Below are 20557 nucleotides of genomic sequence, written 5' to 3' on the forward strand. Positions count from 1 at the left end.
TTGGTTCACAGAACCTAATGATAAATAACTTAAATACACTTTTATTACTTTTGAAATTTCATAAATATACCAGTTAGCAGACTTTGACGTTTGGTGATATTGCTGGCCATTAATATACAGATCTGGAGGAACTTTAAGCACGTCAGAGTATGCTAAGTTAGAAAAAAGGATAACTACTATAAGAAAACAAAACAATTTTTTCATGTATTTCATATTGATACAATAGTTACTAAGTTTTTCATAATTTCAACTTCCTTTTAAAATTTGTTCCAAGACAATTAAGGTTATAATTTAATTACATTAAGAAGTCAAAAGTGAATTGCAGCAAAATTTCACAAATTGCTTTGTAAATAAATTCTGCAAAATAATTTACCAGTGGTATACTGCTATAGGGTTTATGAAGAAGGTTAAAATGATGATTACGATGGATTGCTTAAATGACATGATGGGGGATCGGCATGTGCAAATAAGGCAAGCCGTTGAAAAATTAGGGTTGCAAAATGTTAATGATGCGCAGATACAAAAGTGGTTAGATTATTTATCGCTTTTACAAAAGTGGAACAAAACTTATAATATGACATCAATCACAGCCATGGATGATATGCTGGTTAAACATTTGTTCGATAGTTTGTCTTTGGCACCTTTCTTACCTGGCGAACATATTATCGATGTCGGAACTGGTGGCGGCCTTCCTGGCGTGCCTTTGGCGATATTAATGCCTGAGAAGACTTTTGTTTTAGTTGATAGTGTTGGTAAAAAAATACGTTTTTTAAATCATGTTAAAAAGGCATTAAAGCTTGATAATATCACACCACTTAATATCCGCATAGAGGCATATAAACCAGAGAAGCCTTTTGATCATGTGGTTTCAAGAGCATTTAGCTCACTGAGTGATTTTTATCGATTATGTCAGCATCTATTGACAGATAGCGGAACACTCTTAGCAATGAAAGGTGCAAAGGTTGATGAAAATGAACTGCAGGCACTACCGGTAAAGTATGAGGTAAAAGAATTACATGTTCCAATGCTTGAGGCACAAAGACATGTTGTTATCATGCACAAAAATATGAATAGATAAAGGAAATGACAGGAGGGAAAAATGACGTCAAAACAAGTAAATAGATATGCGTTGATTTCATTCATTGTGGGGGTGATTTCAATTGTGATTGCGGTGCTGGTTATGTATTTCTTCCCTGATATTGAGTTAGGCAGACCGCTTAATGTGATTGTTGAAGCGATGTTGGCGTTGCCTTGGATAGCTTTGATCTTTTTTTTAGTCGTCTCGCTGGTTAGAGGATACTAAGCTCAGCATTTTTATTTTTTGTGGAGAAGTAGTCACGCAGGAAGCCATAAAGCTTATCTTGGGTAAGGCAAATTTGTTCCTTTTCCTTGCGTAAAAACTTCACGATACAGCTTTGGGTGCTAAGCTCATTTTCAGCAATGACAATGGCAAGATCCGCCCCTGATTTATCTGCCTTTTTAAACTGTGATTTAAAGCTACCAAGCGTTGTGTTTTGTTCAATGACAAGCTGTGGAAAGCGCTGACGAATTCCTTCAATGTATTGCATGCTTTCAAAGACAGAATATGTATCGGATATTATATAAATATCCGGCCTGTTAGATTTAATGGGTGCCTGGTCAAGCGTTTTTAGTAATAAAATAATGCGTTCAATCCCCATGGCAAAGCCAACAGCCGGTGTTGGTGGGCCATTTAAGCCTTCAACGAGTTTATCATAGCGTCCGCCTGCACAGATGGTGCCTTGAGCACCTAGCTTATCTGTGACCCACTCAAAAACCGTATCACTATAATAATCTAACCCCCTAACAAGATATGGATTAACCTCAACAGGAATGCCAATAGATGTAAGATAATGATAAAGTGCCAGAAACTGGCTTTGGGACGATGTATTAATAAAATCTTCCATTTTAGGTGCATTTATTAATAATGTCTTGGTGTTTTCATCTTTTGTGTCAAGAATACGCAATGGATTTTTTGTTAACCGTCGCTGGCTGTCAGCATCCAGCTGATCTTTTAATGGTGTTAGATATTCTACCAATGCATCTATATAGGCTTGTCTATCCTCATTAGATCCAAGATTATTAATCTGGAGTGTAACATATTCATTTAATTTAAGTTTTTGCCATAGCCGCCAGGTCAGGCTTAACAGTTCAGCATCCTGGCTGATATGATCACTGCCATAGACTTCAACGCCAAATTGATAAAACTGGCGGTAGCGGCCTTTTTGTGGTCGTTCATAACGAAACATTGGCCCCAAATACCACAACTTTTGCAGTTGATTACGCAAAAGGCCATGCTCAATCATTGCCCGCACACAACCAGCAGTGCCCTCAGGGCGTAAGGTCAATGCTTCATCACTTCGATCAGTAAAGTCATAGGTTTCCTTTTCAACAATATCCGTTCCACTGCCAACGCCCCGGTGAAACAGCTGACTTTTTTCAATAATTGGCAGGCGAATTTCACTATAACCATAACTGGCTAATAGCTGTTTTACGATGTCTTCAAAATAGTGCCAATAGCCTATTTCCTCAGGAAGGATGTCATTCATGCCTCGAACGGCTTGTATTTTTGACATAATTTTTTCTTTTGATGTGTGAATTCAATTTGGAGAGATTATATACTACTTATCGCTTATTTTACAGGTTTTCCGTGTCTCTATTTGACGCCTTGGATGCAAGTGGTGACAACAAAAAAGCACTGGTAATGCCGATAAATACTGAAATACCAAAATAGTGTACAACAGGTGTTTGGCTGAACATTAAAAGCCCAAATGATAAAATAGTGGTAATCGCTGATAGACTCACCGCGAGCATTGTGCTGCTAAAACTTGAACGTGTTTCAGCGAAAAAAATCACATAATCTACAGAAATACCCAAGACAAGAATCAATGCCAGTAGACTAAATAGGGTTAATGGGATGTGGAAAAGACCAAGTGTTGCAAGGGTTATGCCAATGGCCGCTAAAGGTGGCAAAGCATAGCAGATAACTTTTTTAAGACTTTTATAACGCCATATCAATAATAAGCCTAATCCTAACAGTGCAAAAATAAACAATATACTGATATAGTGACGATAGGTCATAAAGATATTAGAGATATCATCGGCTTTATTGATAAAGGTTACATCAGGTAAGTTATCAGCAATTAACCTGACTTTGCTGATATCAAGCTGATTAGATAAGAGTATCACAGAGGCGTATGAGTGATTGATTTTCCCAAGCCACAAAAAGCGTAAATCGTTTGAGACTGGTGATGTAAGCCATTTATCAATTGTAACAGGTGTAAACTTGAGTGTATGTAGTTTTTGCTGGATGCTGGCTGATTGTGTTTTATCGATGCCTATTTGTTCCAAAAAGGGAATCAGTTGTGATTGAATGAGTTTTGTCTGAATTTGATCATAGGTCCGTTTTTGTATTTGAATCGATGGTAAATATTGACTGATAGCAATGCCTGGGTTGTGGATATGCGGTTGTGATTTCTGGATTTCATTTAGTAGCTTATGCCCGTTTGTCACCACTTCATTTGGCGTTTTTCCCGTGATAACAGCAAAATTTGTGCCAACGTGGCTGCCAATGATTTGTTTTACTTTCTGCTCATTTTGTTTTAGGGAAACCGGTACGGATTCAAGGATACGAATATCATCGTTGGCTTTTAATTGCATGATGCCGATTATGCAAATAATCAAGAGGATAAAATAAATAAATATCACTGCTTTTACAGGTAAGCGTTGCCAGATTGTAAGATATCTCTGGGCGAGTTTACTGATAATCGAAGTACGGACTTCCTTTTTAGATTTCAAAAGATAAGGGAAAGCACAGATGACCGTTAAATAGGCCATGCCCAAGCCAACACAGGCAAATACAGCAAGTTGCCGCAATCCTGGAAAAGGAGCAATGGCAATAATCACATAGGCAATAATGACATTAAGCAAGCCTAAAGTAATACCAGGGAAAATATTTGTAAGTGATTTTTTTGCTTGCCAGTTTCTGCCGCCAAAGTATTGTTCAGCATAATAAAAAAAGGCGTAATCTACTGAGATACCAATTAAACTTGCACCAAAGACAAGTGTAAATAAGTACACGCTACCAAAAATCAAATAGGTGACAACAAAGGCGCAGATAAAGCCGATGAAGCTTGAGAATAAGGTAAAGCACAAAGGCCACAGGCTACCAAAAGTAATTAATAACAGTAAAATAATCCCAATAATAGAGCCAATACCAATGATTGAAATATCGTGTTTGGCACTATCAGCGCCTGCTTTTGCATAAAAAATCATGCCAGTCATAAGATAGTTTGTGTGTGGGTAGTTAGTAGATACCTGTTCTTTTGCCTGATGTAATAAGTGAATCACGCGTTGTTGATTATCAAGCGAAAAGCTATTGCCTTGTAAAGTCGCATTGATCATGGTATACCAGAGTCCTTGATATTGACTTATTAAATGATTATTGTGTAATTGCATGTTGCTTGCCGGTTTCGGCAGTGAGAGGATATAGCGCTGGAATAAGAAAAATGGATCATTCTTAATTAAATCATCATTGGTAATACCCATTGGATTATACAAAGAAAATAACGCTTGCTGTTTAATTTTATCAATTTGGTTGTTTTGTAGATATTGCCGATCCAAACTTGTCACAAGTGCAAGTCGTGATGGATAATAAAACTGTGCCCAGGCTTGTTGTTGATTATTATCTACCACTGTATTTACTTTACGAAATAATTGGCTTTTGTTTAATCGTTGGGTGAACTGGTCTGCGGCCTTGATAGACGCTTGTTGGTCAGCATTTCCAATCAAAATCACCAGCTGATTGCCAATTCGTGTCGAGAATTTATCAGCGGCCTTTTGTGTTACAATGTCTTGTCCACTGCCAGGTAACAGAGCAAGTACATTGGTATTAAGTGGAAAGCCTTTGATAATACTTATCACAAATAAGACCATACAGATTAAGGTTATTATCATCCATATGAATAGTCGTCTTTGAAATGATTGTTTGGTTGTGCTAAGCATTTGTAACCTTATTGTGTTATCAACTTCTATGAAGGGTGTGAGTGATTTTCCAAGTATAAGTTATTTTACAGAATAAAACGATGCACGAATATATTGCAATCATGCCTTTTGTAAGCTTTTGGCTATTTTTTGTTTTTATTATCTATACTTAAAGGTAGTAAAGGAGAATAAAAAGGGGCTATGTTTATGCAATTAATTATGGAAAAAACAGCGATATCGGCCATGTATCACCTGGTACAAGAAGGTGAAAAAAATAGTGGTGTTTTTTTAGAAGAAGACTTACAGGCGTTTATTGTATATGCTTTATTGCGTAATATTAGAAATAATGCACTTAAGGATTTTGTGTTTGCAGAAGAGCTGTTGTCTGCGATTCAAAGCATGAGTATTAAACGCTTAGAGGTGATTTTAGATCATGCACTTATTTATGCAGGAATGTATCCTAAACGCGTGAAAAAGGCAGGCTTATCTAAGACATATTACTGTGATATTGGTATATCAGCCAGCGAGCATTTATCAGTCTATCATGCGAAACTGCGCTCTTCCTATGAAGAAGTATATCGCAAGATTGCCAAACAGTTTGATGAGTTGGTTTATGTGTTAAAATCACTTATTATCCCTGATACAGTTCAGCAATATGTGCATGTACAGCTACGGCGTTATTAACTCTCAAAATAAGTTCGATGTAGCCAGTAAACAAAGGGTTGACTTATGATGCTAAAAATAATAAGTACAATCATATTTCTGATGAAGTTGTCTAAGATAAGATGTTCAATATGCGCTGGATAGTCAAGCACGAAGCCTGCATACATGGTAGCATAAGAAGCAATAAACATAATCAATGAGGCTGCAATGATAACGCTCAGGAAAAAGGGCAGGCGCCATTTAAAGTAGATATAGCTAAAAAGGAATAACTCAAGAATCAGATAAATAACTACAGAGGTTATCTCACCAACAAAACCATGCCAGGCATCACTAAAGACTTTTTGATACGCTGCAGCGTCTTTGAAATATGTCGGGAACCCTAGATTGTAACTGATAAAATGGCCATAACCAATTGCAAATAGATCGCATAAGTTGATAAAAATTATAATAAAGAAGATAATTGTATTGCCTTTTGAGTATGAGCGGATTACGTTTAGCAATATCAATGCAGCAATGCGCAAAAAAGCCCCACTATACATCGTAACACCAAAAATAATAATCAGTCGATGTCCAATGAGATTAGCGGTGAGAGATAGTGTCAAAATAATGGTGATTAAAATAGCATTGAGTTTCCATGACTTTAACTGCCATATAAGGTTATTTTTTTCAATGATATTCATAACTCAAGCCTTGCCTTTAAATAATTTGCCAGTTTAGGATAAAAATCATTTAGTATCTTTTGTTTTGTTGTCTCGTGATGTGATATGGATTTCATGGATTCTATAAGTTCAGAAGCTAATAGGCAGGCATCAATTTTAAGTCGGTCATTACGATTAAAATTTGTTTGTAAGTTTTCTATCTCTGTAATCGTCTTTTGCTGTGTCTGGCTTAGTCTTGCTACGTTTAATTTATATTCAATATAGATATTATCAGCGCGGATAATTACTTTTGTGAGACTATAGCTTGGGGGTCTCAGTTTGAAGCTTTCTAAATGGTAATTCAAAAAATTAATAATACTTTTAAACATAAAAAGTTCCTGTTTAAAGTTAATTTGCTGTGTGCCTTAGTGTAAACTGTATGCTGGAATGAGAGAAAAATCAATTATTGTGTTTGTTGTTTTTAAAAGTATGCAGATTTTGTTTATATGGCAAGCATGTTTTATGAAAGTTGATTTGTTTTGTGTGTATTGATTTAAAGTTGTGCTAACATAAATTGCGAAAACGCGTTTCTGACGCTATTATATGCAAAGTAATAATGTTTAGAAGTTCTCTTCTATTATTAAAGTTTTATGCTAGGTTAAAGTTGAAGCCATTATATAGAATACTTAAATGGCTTTTAATGAACAAGTATATATTGGATTTGGCTTATAGGGCATACTTAAATATGACAAAAAAAAATTTACACACACTTGCTGATCGTTTGCAATACGTAATTGAGCAGCGAAATTATTCGCATAACGATGTTGCGCGATTATGCGGGATTAAACAGGGGTCTGTTTCTTATATTTTGGCAAAAAACCTGGATCGCAGTAAGCTTTCTTATCAAATTGCTAACGGGTTGGATATTTCTTATAACTGGCTGGTAACAGGGGAAGGCTCAATGAAACCTGAGTTGATCTATCCAGTAGCAAAATTTGATACCATATTTGATTGTATTAAATATTCACAAAAACCGGATGTGAATGAAGTAGAGGAGTTTGTCTACACCGAGCGAAGTGAGCTTGCTAATCATTGTTTTGCACTTGATATTAATGGGCATATCATTGCCATATGTAGCTTTGCTGAAAAACAAAAATCCACGACAAATATGTATTTAAATATCACAGATGTTTTAAGTGGCAAATTAAAGCTGTCAAATAAGAAAGAGTCCCAAGCAGCTTACCCTGTGGTAGAGCTTAGGATCCTTGATTTTTCAGGACAAACAGAATTTAACCCAGGTTCATTAATCCTATAGTTTGATCATCTAATACTTTTTTGATACGCATTTTAAAATTCAATACTGGGTTTGATTACAAAATTAATAAAATCGCCTATAATAGCGTCCTAATAATTTACTTTGGTTATGGTTAGAACATGTTATTAACGTTAGATGTTGGAAACTCTCATATTCATGGCGGTGTTTTTAATAAAGATACTTTAATCCTGCAGTTCCGTTATACAACGGCCTCTGCGCATGGCAGTTCAGATCAAATTGGGATTTTTTTACGCCAGGCATTACAGGAAAATGGCATTAATCCACAAGAAGTCACTGGCGTTGCGATTGCTTCTGTTGTCCCGGCAATTAACTATTCACTTCGTGCGGCGATGCTAAAGTATTTTAAGCTTGAACCTTTTTTCTTACAGCCTGGGGTGAAAACAGGTCTTCAGATGAAAGTTGCCACACCTGGCGAGGTTGGTGCTGATCGTATTGCCGCTTGCATTGCTGCGGTAGGTTTGTTTCCTGAAAAAAATATTATGGTCATTGACCTTGGCACGGCAACTGTTTTTGATGTGGTAACCAAAGATAAGGTGTATTTAAGTGGTGCAATTTTGCCTGGTATCAAACTCTCACTAGAAGCATTAAGTGCAAATGCAGCACAATTGTCTTCTGTGAGTATTATCAAACCCAAGGCTGCAATTGGTAAAGATACGAATACGAATTTGCAATCAGGTGTCTATTATGGGCATTTAGGCGCAATTAAAGAGCTTAAAAAGGCAATGTTAGATGAGCTTGGTGCTGATAAACATCAAGTCTCTATTATTGCCACAGGCGGCTTTGCACAGCTTTTTCAAGAAGATGACTTGTTTGATCTGGTTGTTTCTGATCTTGTATTACAAGGCATTAAACTTGCATTTGAAAAAAATAAATAATCCAGGAGACCCCATTGTCTAAACCAACAAGAAATGAGGCGGAAAACGCCATTAAAGTCCTATTAGAATACATTGGAGAAGATCCTAAACGAGAAGGGTTGATTGAAACGCCACAACGGGTGATAAAATCTTACAGTGAATTTTTCAAAGGTTATAATGAAGATCCAAATGAGATTCTATCCAAGACCTTTGAAGATGTTGAAGGCTATGATGAAATCGTATTATTAAAAAATATGCGTCTGGAGTCTTACTGTGAACACCATATGGTGCCTATTATTGGAAAGGCGCATGTGGCATATTTGCCTAATGGCAAAGTGGTTGGTATTAGCAAACTTGCCCGTGCTGTTGATATATTCTCAAAACGTCTGCAAACTCAGGAGCGTTTAACGATCCAAATTGCCCAGGCAATCGAGAATGCACTTGAGCCTAAAGGGGTTGCCGTGATTATTGATTCTATGCATCAATGCATGACAACCCGGGGTGTGCGTAAGTCAGAAACCTCAACTTTAACAAGCTGTATGCGCGGGATTTTTCGTCGAGATGAGAAATCTCGTGCCGAGCTTATGTCATTAATAAACCTTTAATACTTGTTTCTAAGGGGCATTATTCGGCAGAAAAGTTGAGGGTTAGTGCGTATGCGCCTGCCTTAGCATTTCTGATGGTGTCTTTTGAAAATTCAATCGCAATGTTTTCAAAAGCCTGACACTCACTGCCTGGTTTGTTATTTGCGGTAATATAATTGATCTGTCCATAGTTTATTTTGATGTTGTTGACATAAACGGTATAAGGCAAATCACCTTGGTAGTTTAGCCCGTGTGCGGCAAATTTTCCCTGGGATGAGGTAACACGAACAGGAAACTTGTGATTGCCAGCACCTTGTAGCGTGTAAGCACAAAACGTTCCCAAAGAAAAGCGTTGATCTTTATATCCTTCTATCATGTCTCCAGTGATTCGGACATTTTCTGTCATAATAAGCTCACCCACGGCATAATTTTCTTCTATTTCTTCACTTTTGTTATTTACTGATTTATAGAATTTATGTTCATTCTTAAAATTATCGGCATAACCTGTAGATAAGCTGCATATAAATAATACCAGGGTGGGTATGATAATTTTTGTTGAAGTTATCGTATCCTGTTTTATCCGCATAATGATTCCATTTACTTTATTACCACATTAATAAGATTAATAATCGCGCCATGTATCTGTATGCCTGCAGCGCCTTTATTCTCTGTTTCTGTTGCATCAGGCTTTTTATACTCTTTAATCGTAAGTTGCAGATGAACGGGTTTTGTTATTTTAACACGTGGATTACGTGTCAATGTAATGCGTTTTTTGGCTTTAGGCCTTAATTTATATAGCAAAATAGGTTGAATGAAAACAGGCAATGAGCGCAGTTCTTTATTGCTATAGGTGATAATGTTTTTTGCATCGGTGACATTTTTAACTGTAACGGTAAACGTGCCTGCTTCATTTCCAATATTTTGCAGGCTTATATAAGTTCGCTTTTGGTCTTTTGCCATCACGATATTTGGATTTAAAACATCTAATATTGCACCGGCATATATTGCTTTGATCGCAAAGAATACGATAAACAAGACCACATAACCTTTATACTTTGTCATACGAAAGAACTCTTTTTCTGGCTAGTATTATTCTGTAATTACTTATACTTATCCATTATCAATTTTTGTTGATGTTATTTAATGGCAATATTAAAAGAAGCATCATAATTACCAGCTAAGGCGCTTTTAATCGAGTCAGCATCAAGTGTCATATAAACTGTCTCGACGGTTTTGCAGCCGCTTGAACTATCATTGGCATCAACGGTAATCGTATTATCGCCATATTGCATTGTTTGATCACCAATGGATAGTGAGTAGTCAATCTCACCTTGCCCTTCTGCGCCAACAATGGCAAACTTTCCTTCATTGGTTGTGATTTTTACATCAACTTTGCCATCTTTGCGATTGGTGTAAGTACAAAAACTTGCGATTTTAAATTTCTGTGTGGTGGCTTGTGCGATCATATCTGCTGTCACAGTGATTTTATCCTCCATTTTAAGATCACCCAGGATATGCTTTTCTTCAATCACAACACTTGTTGTCCCTTGCTGTGAGTTTCCACTATTTGCTGCAAATGCTGAATAAGTAGTAGTACTTAATATTACCATTGTAATATAAAGAATCCTCTTTTTCATAAGGGGCTCTCCTTTTATTTAGTCCAACAGATCTCCACTGTTAACTATAGGCTATGCTTGCATTTTTCACAAGTTGATACAGCATAACTGGATTATTTACAAATTATTTGTTCAAGAAAAGCGACCCCATCTGCTGGGGATAACCCAGATGTATCAACCATGCATTTTTTATGATCGCCATAATTAAGCTGTAATGTTTCTCCTGTTAATAAAGTTATTTGGCCAAACCCATCGGTATCAGTCCATGTTTTTTCCAACTGACTTGTTATGGTGGCATGACTTAATATTTTTCCATCTGGTTTTATAAATACGCCCATCAGTAGAATCGCAGGTTTTGCCTCTTTAATAATTGTTTGCACATTGCCTGGGTAAAGCACAATATCTTCGCTGCTATCAGGGATGCTAAGTGTTATCTCATGTGATTGAATTTGGATGTTATTTGTATGGTAGCTATTCAGTGGAATAAAATAACTTTTATTGTTCTGAATAAGTTTTTCAGGCCGCCCATCAACATAAACTGTGTACTGGCTTTTTTCATCGGCATTAACGCGGACAAGTATGCCACTTTGCTTTGTTGTGCTGTTGATCCCCCAGTTATTAAAAGGGGAATAAGCCAAAGTAGAACCTACTTTTAAATTATAGCTTATGGTATCGTCTTGGCTTTGTGACTTGGCAAAGTTTAGCTGCTGAATTGCATCAAAATAAGGATTGCTTGTTGAAATGTATTGAGAATAATATTGCTGATCATCACTTGCTTGGACACTTGTGCCAATATCAGTAAGGCTATTGCTGGTGCGAAGTTCTTTACCAAGATTAAGCTTGAGATTTTGCTGATGTTCATTATTATCACCATCTTGGAAGATTTGCTCTTCACCACCAACAGAACCATACCAGCCATTATTGTTACTAAGATTCCAGCTAGCTTGAAGGAAAACACTTTTGTTTGTGCTATCCGCATTGAAGGTTAATGATAAGGACAAGCTGTTATTTTGACCAAATGAAAATAACTTGGTGGCACCTAATTCAATATTGTGCTGCAAAGATTGATTGGCGTAGGTATAGGTTAAACCCGCATCAAATTCAATATCATGCCAGTTAAAGGACAGTGATGTCCCTAAGTTGGTGTTATTAGATTGTGCAGATTTGCCAAGGTATTCATTGATATAATCACTATTTGTGTTTTTGATCCATAGTTGTCTGAAATATGAATTGAGGACGATACCATATAAACTGCCTGCAGTAGCAAAACCTATTCCTGTATCGCCAAAATTACTCACAGCCGTTGATAGCGTTAGGCTTAAATGAGTAAGCTCAGTCATAAAACTTAACTCAGCAACAGCTTCCTTTTCATCAAATAGTGTAATATGCTCTCCTAAGCCAAAAAATTTATGTAAGCGTTGCTTGTTTTCAAGCGATAGCACATTCAACGTTGTCAGGTGAGGAAAAATCGAGGTAGAATCAAGTGAAACAAGCCTCCCGTAGCTTATATAATATTGTGGCAATGTTAACAGTGGCAAGGCAGAAGTTTTAACAAAATAGACATATTTTGTTGAGCTTTGATTGTTTAATGTGCGAATATTTAGTCGTAAAAGATATGAGCCGGAGGGAAAACTTGTGGTGTCAATAAAGTAATTTCCTGGTGGAAAATATTGTGTATCAAGCAGCGTATTGTTTCGATAGATATCTACATAGCTTGGAACAATGATATTTACTTCTACAGGTGTTGCAATTTGTTCATTTAAATTAGTCACCAGATCGGTATTGGTCTGTAAGCTTGCACCAACGATTTGAAATGTTGGAATAATCAGCATTCCGGATGTGTCTTGAAGGCCAACTGAGGCGTAATATTGTTTTTGTCGCCAGTTGAGATCAAAATCTCGAAACTGAAATTGATTGATGGGATCCTGGCCTTGTGAAATACTATAAGTATAGTTATCTTGATAGTGTAGATTCCAGTTTCCAGCGCTTATAAAACCATTATGATTCATGGATAATGTATGATAGTTATCATTATTGCCTGTGCTGCCAAATTGGAAAAAGTTCAATGTGCTTAAACCGGCAGAGGAGTCCTTTAAGTATTTGGCAGGAATCGCTTTATGCTTTACAAGGTAAATAGGGTTGATGAACAAAGAGACACGGTAGTTATTGCGATCGAAAATAACACCAAGAATTTTAGGATGAATAAATCCACATTTTGGCCCCTTCTCACAAGCACGATTTTGATTTGTTGCAAGTGGTTCGCTTAAACTATGCAAAATAATGCCTTTGGCTGTCTTTTTGATATAAGGAGAGAGTTCGGTGAGTATTTTTTTAGGGTCTTCAAATGTAATACTGTTGTCATCAAAGGTGGCAACGACTTCACCTAAAGCATTATTACCAAATTGAAGGTTAACAAAGGTTGTTTCATCCTGTGGCAGATAATCCTCAAATCCCGGTGGCAGGTCTGTGTTGGCATAGCTGCAGTTTGAAGCTAAAAATAAGCTTATGACAATAAAGCTATATATGACGCGAATAAACCAATTTACCATATGTTCTGTTTTTGATCTTCATTTGATCAGTATGTGCGCTTAAGCCTGACTTCCCCAAAGCACGATAAATTTATTGCGGGAAATCACTGCTATTTAATCACTAAAGATATGCTATAAGTGGTACCACAAATCGTATCTCACTACCAGCACTAAAGCTTAAATGCATCAGTTTGACGAGAAAAGATATTTCGATGCTTTTGTGCTTCTTTTTTCTGTGAGTCAGATCGAGATGGAAAGTCGCGATCATAGCGAGCTAAAAACTGGCTTGCATCGCTTGTGTATTCACGTTTCTTTTTATTGTCAAAAAGGTGAAGCATTTTCAGAATTAAGCTCATTTATACACCCGGATATTGTTTATATTGTATGAGCGATTATACTAGAAGACTGAAAAAAATCATCTAGATAAGCACAGGAAATGAAAATTTATGCGTCCAGGTCCAATCTTTAAGGTGCTCGGCACATTGTTGATGTTCTTTAGCGTTACTATGTTAACACCTATTATTGTAAGCTGGATCTATCATGAACACAATTTGTTTCCTTTTTTGATTAGTTTTGTTATTACCATGAGCTCAGGGTTATTATTTTTTCTTGCAAGCGCCAGATCAAAAAAACATTTAACAGTCAAAGACGGTTTTATTGTTGTGATTGCAGTCTGGTCAGTGCTTGGACTGTATGGATCCATTCCTTATATGTATTCTAAAGGGCTTTACCTTGGATTTTCTGATGCCGTTTTTGAATCGGTATCTGGCTTTACTACAACAGGTGCCACTGTTATTCATGGGTTGCAGAATCTACCTAAAAGTATTTTATATTATCGCCAACAATCACAGCTTTTAGGAGGGATGGGGATTATTATCCTCTCAGTTGCTATTTTGCCAATGCTAGGTGTTGGGGGAATGCAGCTTTATCGTGCTGAAGCAAATGGCCCATGGAAGGAAAATAAGCTAACACCAAAAATTGCAGATACCGCTAAAGTATTGTGGATGATTTATCTTCTGCTTGTTGTGTTATGTATTGTCAGTTATCGTGTTGCAGGCATGGATTGGTTCTATGCGATTTGTTATGCTTTTTCAACTATTGGGACCGGTGGATTTGCGCCCACCGATGCCAGTTTTGCTAACCAAACGCCTCTTATCTATTCAGTTGCAATTTTTTTTATGCTAATCAGCGCCACAAGTTTTGCACTGCATTTCACCGCATTTAGAAAGCTTTCAGTTAAAGTATATTGGCGAGATCCTGAGTTTCGTGCCTATATTTTCTGGGGATTTTCTATGGCGGTGATTGTCATTTTGACCTTAATTGCTCAAGGGGTTGAAAAAGGTAATGAGAATGCTTTTTGGGATGGACTTTTTCAGGTTGCATCATTTGTGTCAAACACAGGGTTCACATCAAACTCTGCTTATCATGATTGGCCGCTTTTTGTTCCTATCTTGTTGATGATCATAGGGCTTGTCGGGGGGTGTGCAGGTTCCACCTCAGGTGGGCTTAAAATTGTCCGAGCGGTATTAATAAGAAAGCAGGCTTTCCGGGAAGCGCGCCGTCTTGTCCATCCCAATGGTATTTTTCCGATTAAATTTGGCAATAAGGTCATGTCTGAATCTGTGATGAGTAGTGTTTGGGGATTTGTTGCGGCTTATTTTATGCTGTTTGTGATATTGTGGCTTTGTATGATGGGACTAGGTGTTCCATCAATTACGGCATTTTCAGCAGTTGCTGCATGTATTTCAAATTTAGGGCCAGGCTTGGGTGAGGTAGGTGTGAATTACGCAAATCTGCCAACAGCGGGTCATTGGGTATTAAATCTTGCGATGTTGATTGGCCGTTTGGAAGTATTTACTGTCGTGGTATTATTTACATCTGATTTTTGGCGGCGTTGAAATGATTGATATGACCTTGTTCAGCAAGCTTATCAATCGATTGCTGCATTGTCTGCATCCCAAGAGATTGGTTTGTTTGTAATGTATTATGAATTTGCGGTATTTTACTTTCACGGATTAAATTACGAATAGCTGAATTGGCGATTAATATCTCATGTGCGGCCACCCGTCCGCCTTGTTTTTTCCTGAGAAGACGTTGTGAAATAACTGCTTTTAAGGACTCAGATAGCATGCTGCGGATCATGCCTTGCTCTTCTGCAGGAAAAACATTCACGATTCGGTCAATTGTCTTTGGTGCAGATGATGTGTGTAGGGTTGCAAAAACCAGGTGCCCTGTTTCTGCGGCGGTTAATGCTAAACGAATCGTTTCAATATCACGCATTTCGCCAATTAAAATATAATCTGGATCTTCGCGAAGTGCAGCCTTAAGCGCATTATTAAAGCTTAAAGTATCATGTTTTACTTCACGTTGATTGATAAGACATTTATCGCACTGGTGAATAAACTCGATGGGATCTTCAATAGAGATAATATGCCCATGTGCTGTGTGATTAATATAGTCAATCATTGCGGCTAATGTGGTACTCTTACCAGAGCCTGTTGGGCCTGTTACAAGAATAAGACCCGAATTCTGTGTAATAATCTCTTTAAACACTGAAGGTGCGTTAATTTCTTCTAAGGATTGAATGGATTGAGGAATTGCACGAAAAGCCGCAGCTGTTCCGCGATTTTGCATAAAAATATTTACCCTGAACCGATGCTTAAGTTCATGCACATTAATAGAGAAGTCGCATTCCATCGTTTGTGCGAACTCCTGTCTTTGATCTTCTTTTGTGATGCTGTAGAGCATTTCCTGGATGCCTTCATTGGAAATGGGTGGCTCATCTAATATGCGAAGCTCACCATCAACTCGAATCATAGGGGCAACGCCAGTTGATAAGTGAAGATCTGAAGCGCCACTTTCAATACAAGTAGTTAATAATGACAGAAGATTCATGTTATGATACCTACTAAATTCACGCATAGTGTTAGCATAGCAGATGAGTCAGGAAAAAAGATCGCAAATTGCACAAAATTTATTGTCAATACATCAAGAAATTAAAAGCTTAAGTCGCCAGTATGAAGTCTCTGAGCCGGTGTTATTGCCTGTGAGCAAAAAGCAAAGTGTCACAAAAATCTTAGATGCATATAAATGCGGTGAGCGCCAGTTCGCTGAAAGCTATTTTCAGGAAGCTGTTGAGAAAATCAAGGCGTTGCCTGAAGATATCATATGGCACTATATTGGTCATATCCAGTCAAATAAGTTGAAGGTAATCGCTGAGCATTTTGACTGGATACACACCTTGGCAAGCCGATCACATGCCAAAAAACTAAATCGCTATTGCCAGCAGTGTGAGAAAGTCATGAATGTCTGTATTCAGATTAATGTCGACCAAGAGCCACAAAAATCAGGAATTGATATTATACAATCTGAGGAAATCAACGTGATGGTTAATGAGATTATTGATAATTGCCCTTCTTTGCAATTAAAGGGGCTTATGTGTATTTTAGCTCACACAGATAACTATGATAAACAGCTGGCAAGTTTTTTGCAATTAAGAACATTACAAGATGAACTTAAGGCGCGCTATGGATTGTCTTTAGATACGCTTTCCATGGGAATGAGTGCAGATATATCAGCAGCAATTGCCGCTGGCAGTACAATTTTGCGTGTTGGCCAGGCAGTTTTTGGTGCAAGGTGATAATATTCGTAATATTTTTTTACTTGTCTTTCTCCAATATTTTCATTAACTTTGTTCCTCGTGTATAAAAGTGAAGGGGACGTGCATGAAAGCACGCAACATTAGTATTACAGGTTTGCTGTTTTCTTCAATCAGTGCTATTTTGGGTTCTGGTTGGTTATTCTCTGCTGCCCATACCGCAAGTTTTGCAGGACCGGCATCTATTTTATCCTGGATAATTGGTGCATGTCTGATCATGATTATTGCTTTTGTTTTTGCAGAGATTTGTACAATGGTGCCTGTAACAGGTTCAAGCACACGTATCCCGCATATTACGCATGGTACGATGGTTAGTTTTATTTTTGCATGGATTATTTGGCTGTCTTATTTAACGCTTGCGCCAACTGAAGTGCAAGCAATTATTCAATACTTAGCTGTTTTTTTTCCACAATTTGTGAATAGCACAAGTGGCGCGCTGACAGCAAAAGGTATGGTGTTGGCTGCGGCGATTTTATTGCTGGTTAGCATTTTAAATACCTATTCACTAAGATGGTTGATTAAGGCAAATAATTTTCTGACAATTATAAAAATTATCGTCCCATTGGTCGTTGCTATTAGTGTGATGTGTTTTGTCTATGCTATGTACAAGGTAAACACATCCACAATCCAACATTTACAATTTGCCCCAAATGGAAGTGCAGGTGTGTTATCAGCAATTTCTTTAGGTGGTATTGCGTTTTCATTTACCGGATTTAAGCTTGCAGCGGAGATGGCCGGGGAAACAAAAAATCCTAAAAAGGCGATTCCAATTGCTATTATTGGATCAATCGTCACATGCTTGATTATTTTCCTGTTATTACAATTTTCGTATTTATATGCCGTATCTGGGCATGTATCATCAAACAATTGGTATAATGTGACACTTAATGGGGGTGGAAAAGAGGAATCTTTTGGCCCTTTTGCGATGATAGCCCAAGCATTACATGCGCCCTGGTTAATGGTCTTTATTTATATTGGTGCAATTGCAGGACCATTGGCAGCAGGGTTGATGTATTTTGGTAGTGCGACACGCTCTATTTATGCAATGAGCCAAAATAATTACATCCCTCGTTTTTTTGCTGTGTTGACCCCTAAGGGAAACCCTATCTATTGTATCATTGTGAACTTTGTTGTTGGACTTTGTATGTTTGCGCCACTACCTGGGTGGTCAACAATGGCAACGTTTCTGACTTCTTTAGTCGCATTGACCTATATTATGGGGCCGGTAAGTGCAAGCACATTTCGAAAAAAAGTCCCGGATATGGATAGACCTTTTCGCCTGCCTGTGGCGCGTATATGGATGATAGCAGCCTTTTATGCAAGTACGCTTATCGTGTATTGGAGTGGCTGGAATATCGTTTCAAAAACAGGCGTGATGATCGCAGTTGCAATTATCGTTTTAACGGCCTATTGCTTCTTTAAAAAAGACAAGACGACCAAGGTGGATTGGCATATAAGGCAGTCATATTGGTTATGGGGATATCTGGTGCTATTAAGCATAGTTTCTTATTTGGGCGATTATGGTGGTGGTATCGGTATGCTTAACAATTTTAATGCCATGGCTTTGTTGCTTGTTATTTGTATTATAAGTCACTACGCTGCCGTAAAATTAAGCTTGCCGAAGCAATCAATTGTAGATAGTCTTCAGCAAATTGCAATTGAAGGCAAACCAAAGACGATAGAACAGTACTAAAAATAATAATATTTTAGACTTTTGTATATAGTTATATCGTCTCACGCTGTGTGTAATTTATTTGTCTGATATCGCCCCTGCCTTTTATTTTCTTTAAATTAAACTTTGCACCTTAAGGGAATATGAAGTAGAATACGGGCGTTTTTTTGTGAGTAAAATGGGAGCGAAGGCCAATGCGGTTTGTATATTTTTTTCTAGGACTTTTAATTCTTTTTATCGTTGGCTTTCTAATAAGTACTGACAAAAAAAAGATTAAATATCGCTATATCATTCAGGTGCTGGTGATTGAAATCATTTTAGCACTTTTTTTATTTCGCTCATCTGTTGGGGTAAAAATTATTAGTGGTATTGCCGCTGTTTTTAATGCACTTATGGGATATGCGGCAACTGGTGCTAATTTTGTTTTTGGGGGGATGGTTCAAGAAGGTGGTTTTTCCTTTTTTATCAGTGTTTTACTGCCTATCGTTTTCATTTCAGCGCTAATTGGGATTCTACAGTATCTACGTGTTTTACCAGTTGTGACCAGTGCGATCGGTTGGATACTGTCCAAGGTAAATGGTATGGGGCGCCTTGAGTCGTTTAATGCTGTAAGTTCTTTATTGCTTGGGCAATCAGAAAATTTTATCGCGTATAAAAAAATATTAGGCCAGATCTCGAAAAGGCGAATGTACACCATGGCAGCAACTGCGATGTCAACAGTTTCTTTGTCTATTGTCGGTTCTTATATGCAGATTATAGAACCACAATATGTTGTCAGTGCCTTAGTTTTGAATATGTTTAGTACATTTGTTGTCTTATTGTTAATTAACCCTTATGAGCATCATGAAGAGCTTTCTTTTGAAGCAATGGAGAGTAGCTCAAGGAAAAAGCAAAGTTTTTTTGAGATGTTAAGCGAATATATCATCGATGGCTTTAAAGTGGCGATTATCGTTGGTGCGATGCTGATCGGTTTTATTGCGCTTATATCAATGCTAAACGACATCTTTTTACATATTTTTGGTATTAACTTTCAAAATCTGTTAGGTTATGTTTTTTACCCTTTTGCCTGGTTATTAAATATTCCATCAGGTCAAATATTAAGTGCTGCTGGAATTATGGCAACCAAAATTGTCTCCAATGAATTTGTTGCAATGACTTATTTACATCAGCATTTACAGGACTTTACACCACATACCGTTGCAGTGATTTCAGTGTTTTTAGTGTCATTTGCAAACTTTGGCTCAATCGGGATTATCGTGGGTGCCGTGCAAGGTTTGAATAAAGAAAAGGGCAATATGGTCGCAAGTTTTGGCCTTAAAATGGTGTTAGGCGCCACTATGGTCAGTTTTTTATCCGCATTAATAACGGGTTTAATTATTTAAAAGTCGATGATTATTCTAAATGCTCAAGCGCGTTTTTAACAACTTCGACACATTCATGTATGGACGAACGATAAAAATCCGTTTGGGGTTGTTCACTGTAACTTCTATTGGCCATGACGGCATAAAGGGCTGCTGCTTTTAAATTCAGCGCATTGCAGGTAACAAAAAGTGCCGCAGATTCCATTTCATAATTAAGTACATTGAGTTTTTGCCACTGAGCCAAGGTACCTTGAAGTGGCGGAATGACATAGCCTGAATAGCTGTCATAGCGTTCTTGTCCAGGATAAAATGTGTCTGAAGAAGCCGTAATACCAATATGCAGGTTGCTTTGCTTTTTTTGCGCGCTATTATAAATCAGTTGTGTTAGTTTAAAGTCAGCAACCGCAGGATATTCAATAGGTGCATAGTGGCAAGAAGTGCCATCTAAGCGAACAGAAGCGCTGGAGATAATAATATCACCCAGTTCGATATTTGGTTGTATTGCACCGGTTGTGCCAATGCGGATGAAGTGATGGATACCAATTTTTGCAAGCTCTTCTACGGCGATTGCTGTGGAAGGCCCGCCAATTCCCGTAGAGCAGGTAACAACGGCGTTACCATTGACATAAATGCGAATCAAGGTTTA

21 protein-coding genes are annotated in these 20557 nt (G+C 37.5%); 10 read left to right on the top strand and 11 right to left on the bottom strand.

All coding sequences use genetic code 11. The features are described from left to right. The first annotated feature begins 424 nt into the window (after positions 1–424). Together rsmG and DNK84_RS07790 are read left to right on the top strand one after the other, a co-directional pair. Positions 425–1078: a 16S rRNA (guanine(527)-N(7))-methyltransferase RsmG gene (rsmG, locus tag DNK84_RS07785; protein WP_407920613.1), complete on the top strand. Its 654-nt coding sequence runs from the start codon at positions 425–427 to the stop codon at positions 1076–1078. A 21-nt stretch (positions 1079–1099) separates the two neighbouring features. After that, positions 1100–1303: a hypothetical protein gene (locus tag DNK84_RS07790; protein ID WP_119343983.1), complete on the top strand. Its 204-nt coding sequence runs from the start codon at positions 1100–1102 to the stop codon at positions 1301–1303. Here the strand turns inward: DNK84_RS07790 and hisS are convergent. Next, positions 1290–2594 (bottom strand): histidine--tRNA ligase, encoded by a 1305-nt coding sequence (gene hisS / locus DNK84_RS07795; RefSeq protein ID WP_119343984.1) that lies wholly within the window; start codon positions 2592–2594, stop codon positions 1290–1292. The genes DNK84_RS07790 and hisS overlap by 14 nt on opposite strands. Before the next feature lie 61 nt (positions 2595–2655). Beyond that, positions 2656–4941, bottom strand: coding sequence for an MMPL family transporter (locus DNK84_RS07800; RefSeq protein ID WP_162902305.1), 2286 nt, complete (start codon positions 4939–4941; stop codon positions 2656–2658). A gap of 267 nt (positions 4942–5208) precedes the next feature. On the opposite strand from DNK84_RS07800, the gene DNK84_RS07805 reads away from it, so the two are divergent. Beyond that, positions 5209–5685 (top strand): hypothetical protein, encoded by a 477-nt coding sequence (locus tag DNK84_RS07805; protein ID WP_119343986.1) that lies wholly within the window; start codon positions 5209–5211, stop codon positions 5683–5685. Here the strand turns inward: DNK84_RS07805 and DNK84_RS07810 are convergent. Then, the gene (locus DNK84_RS07810) at positions 5682–6344 is read right to left on the bottom strand and encodes a hypothetical protein (RefSeq protein WP_119343987.1); all 663 of its coding nucleotides are present in this window, start codon (positions 6342–6344) and stop codon (positions 5682–5684) included. The two genes, DNK84_RS07805 and DNK84_RS07810, sit on opposite strands and share 4 nt — an antisense overlap. Continuing rightward, a complete protein-coding gene (locus DNK84_RS07815; RefSeq protein ID WP_119343988.1) occupies positions 6341–6691 on the bottom strand; it encodes a hypothetical protein in 351 nt (116 codons plus the stop codon). The genes DNK84_RS07810 and DNK84_RS07815 overlap by 4 nt, the downstream gene beginning before the upstream one ends. Before the next feature lie 356 nt (positions 6692–7047). Between DNK84_RS07815 and DNK84_RS07820 the strand changes: the two genes are divergently transcribed. The 3 genes from DNK84_RS07820 (at position 7048) to folE (ending at position 9097) form a co-directional block, all read left to right on the top strand. Next, the gene (locus tag DNK84_RS07820) at positions 7048–7617 is read left to right on the top strand and encodes a helix-turn-helix domain-containing protein (protein WP_162902306.1); all 570 of its coding nucleotides are present in this window, start codon (positions 7048–7050) and stop codon (positions 7615–7617) included. A gap of 119 nt (positions 7618–7736) precedes the next feature. Beyond that, entirely contained in the window at positions 7737–8513 is a 777-nt protein-coding gene (locus DNK84_RS07825; protein ID WP_119343990.1) for a type III pantothenate kinase, read from the top strand. 14 nt (positions 8514–8527) lie between these two features. Further along, positions 8528–9097, top strand: coding sequence for a GTP cyclohydrolase I FolE (folE, locus tag DNK84_RS07830; protein ID WP_119343991.1), 570 nt, complete (start codon positions 8528–8530; stop codon positions 9095–9097). Positions 9098–9116: 19 nt separating this feature from the next. Here the strand turns inward: folE and DNK84_RS07835 are convergent, their stop codons facing one another. The 5 genes from DNK84_RS07835 to DNK84_RS07855 form a co-directional block, all read right to left on the bottom strand. Then, positions 9117–9662 carry a hypothetical protein gene (locus tag DNK84_RS07835; RefSeq protein WP_119343992.1) on the bottom strand — a complete coding sequence of 182 codons (546 nt, stop codon included), beginning with the start codon at positions 9660–9662 and terminating at the stop codon, positions 9117–9119. An 11-nt stretch (positions 9663–9673) separates the two neighbouring features. Next, the gene (locus DNK84_RS07840) at positions 9674–10138 is read right to left on the bottom strand and encodes a hypothetical protein (protein WP_119343993.1); all 465 of its coding nucleotides are present in this window, start codon (positions 10136–10138) and stop codon (positions 9674–9676) included. A gap of 74 nt (positions 10139–10212) precedes the next feature. Continuing rightward, the gene (locus DNK84_RS07845; protein ID WP_119343994.1) at positions 10213–10713 is read right to left on the bottom strand and encodes a hypothetical protein; all 501 of its coding nucleotides are present in this window, start codon (positions 10711–10713) and stop codon (positions 10213–10215) included. A gap of 92 nt (positions 10714–10805) precedes the next feature. After that, positions 10806–13241, bottom strand: coding sequence for a TcfC E-set like domain-containing protein (locus DNK84_RS07850; protein WP_119343995.1), 2436 nt, complete (start codon positions 13239–13241; stop codon positions 10806–10808). Between the two features lie 149 nt (positions 13242–13390). Then, positions 13391–13576, bottom strand: coding sequence for a CBU_0585 family protein (locus tag DNK84_RS07855; RefSeq protein WP_119343996.1), 186 nt, complete (start codon positions 13574–13576; stop codon positions 13391–13393). Positions 13577–13666: 90 nt separating this feature from the next. Between DNK84_RS07855 and DNK84_RS07860 the strand changes: the two genes are divergently transcribed. Continuing rightward, positions 13667–15118, top strand: coding sequence for a potassium transporter TrkG (locus DNK84_RS07860; RefSeq protein ID WP_119343997.1), 1452 nt, complete (start codon positions 13667–13669; stop codon positions 15116–15118). On the opposite strand, the gene DNK84_RS07865 is transcribed toward DNK84_RS07860, so the two are convergent. Continuing rightward, the gene (locus DNK84_RS07865; RefSeq protein WP_119343998.1) at positions 15093–16115 is read right to left on the bottom strand and encodes a type IV pilus twitching motility protein PilT; all 1023 of its coding nucleotides are present in this window, start codon (positions 16113–16115) and stop codon (positions 15093–15095) included. The two genes, DNK84_RS07860 and DNK84_RS07865, sit on opposite strands and share 26 nt — an antisense overlap. 43 nt (positions 16116–16158) lie before the next feature. Here DNK84_RS07865 and DNK84_RS07870 point away from each other — a divergent pair, with 43 nt between their 5' ends. The 3 genes from DNK84_RS07870 to DNK84_RS07880 all read left to right on the top strand — a co-directional run bounded on the left by DNK84_RS07870 (position 16159) and on the right by DNK84_RS07880 (position 19932). Beyond that, positions 16159–16860: a YggS family pyridoxal phosphate-dependent enzyme gene (locus DNK84_RS07870; RefSeq protein ID WP_119343999.1), complete on the top strand. Its 702-nt coding sequence runs from the start codon at positions 16159–16161 to the stop codon at positions 16858–16860. 85 nt (positions 16861–16945) lie between these two features. Beyond that, a complete protein-coding gene (locus DNK84_RS07875) occupies positions 16946–18571 on the top strand; it encodes an APC family permease (RefSeq protein ID WP_235826860.1) in 1626 nt (541 codons plus the stop codon). Between the two features lie 173 nt (positions 18572–18744). Next, complete coding sequence (locus tag DNK84_RS07880) at positions 18745–19932, top strand: NupC/NupG family nucleoside CNT transporter (protein WP_119344000.1); 1188 nt, start codon at positions 18745–18747, stop codon at positions 19930–19932. A 10-nt stretch (positions 19933–19942) separates the two neighbouring features. On the opposite strand, the gene udp is transcribed toward DNK84_RS07880, so the two are convergent. After that, the gene (udp, locus tag DNK84_RS07885) at positions 19943–20551 is read right to left on the bottom strand and encodes a uridine phosphorylase (protein WP_119344001.1); all 609 of its coding nucleotides are present in this window, start codon (positions 20549–20551) and stop codon (positions 19943–19945) included. Between the last annotated feature and the right edge of the window lie 6 nt (positions 20552–20557).

Source organism: Facilibium subflavum (genome assembly GCF_003574485.1).
In the GTDB taxonomy this organism is placed as follows: domain Bacteria; phylum Pseudomonadota; class Gammaproteobacteria; order Francisellales; family Francisellaceae; genus Facilibium; species Facilibium subflavum.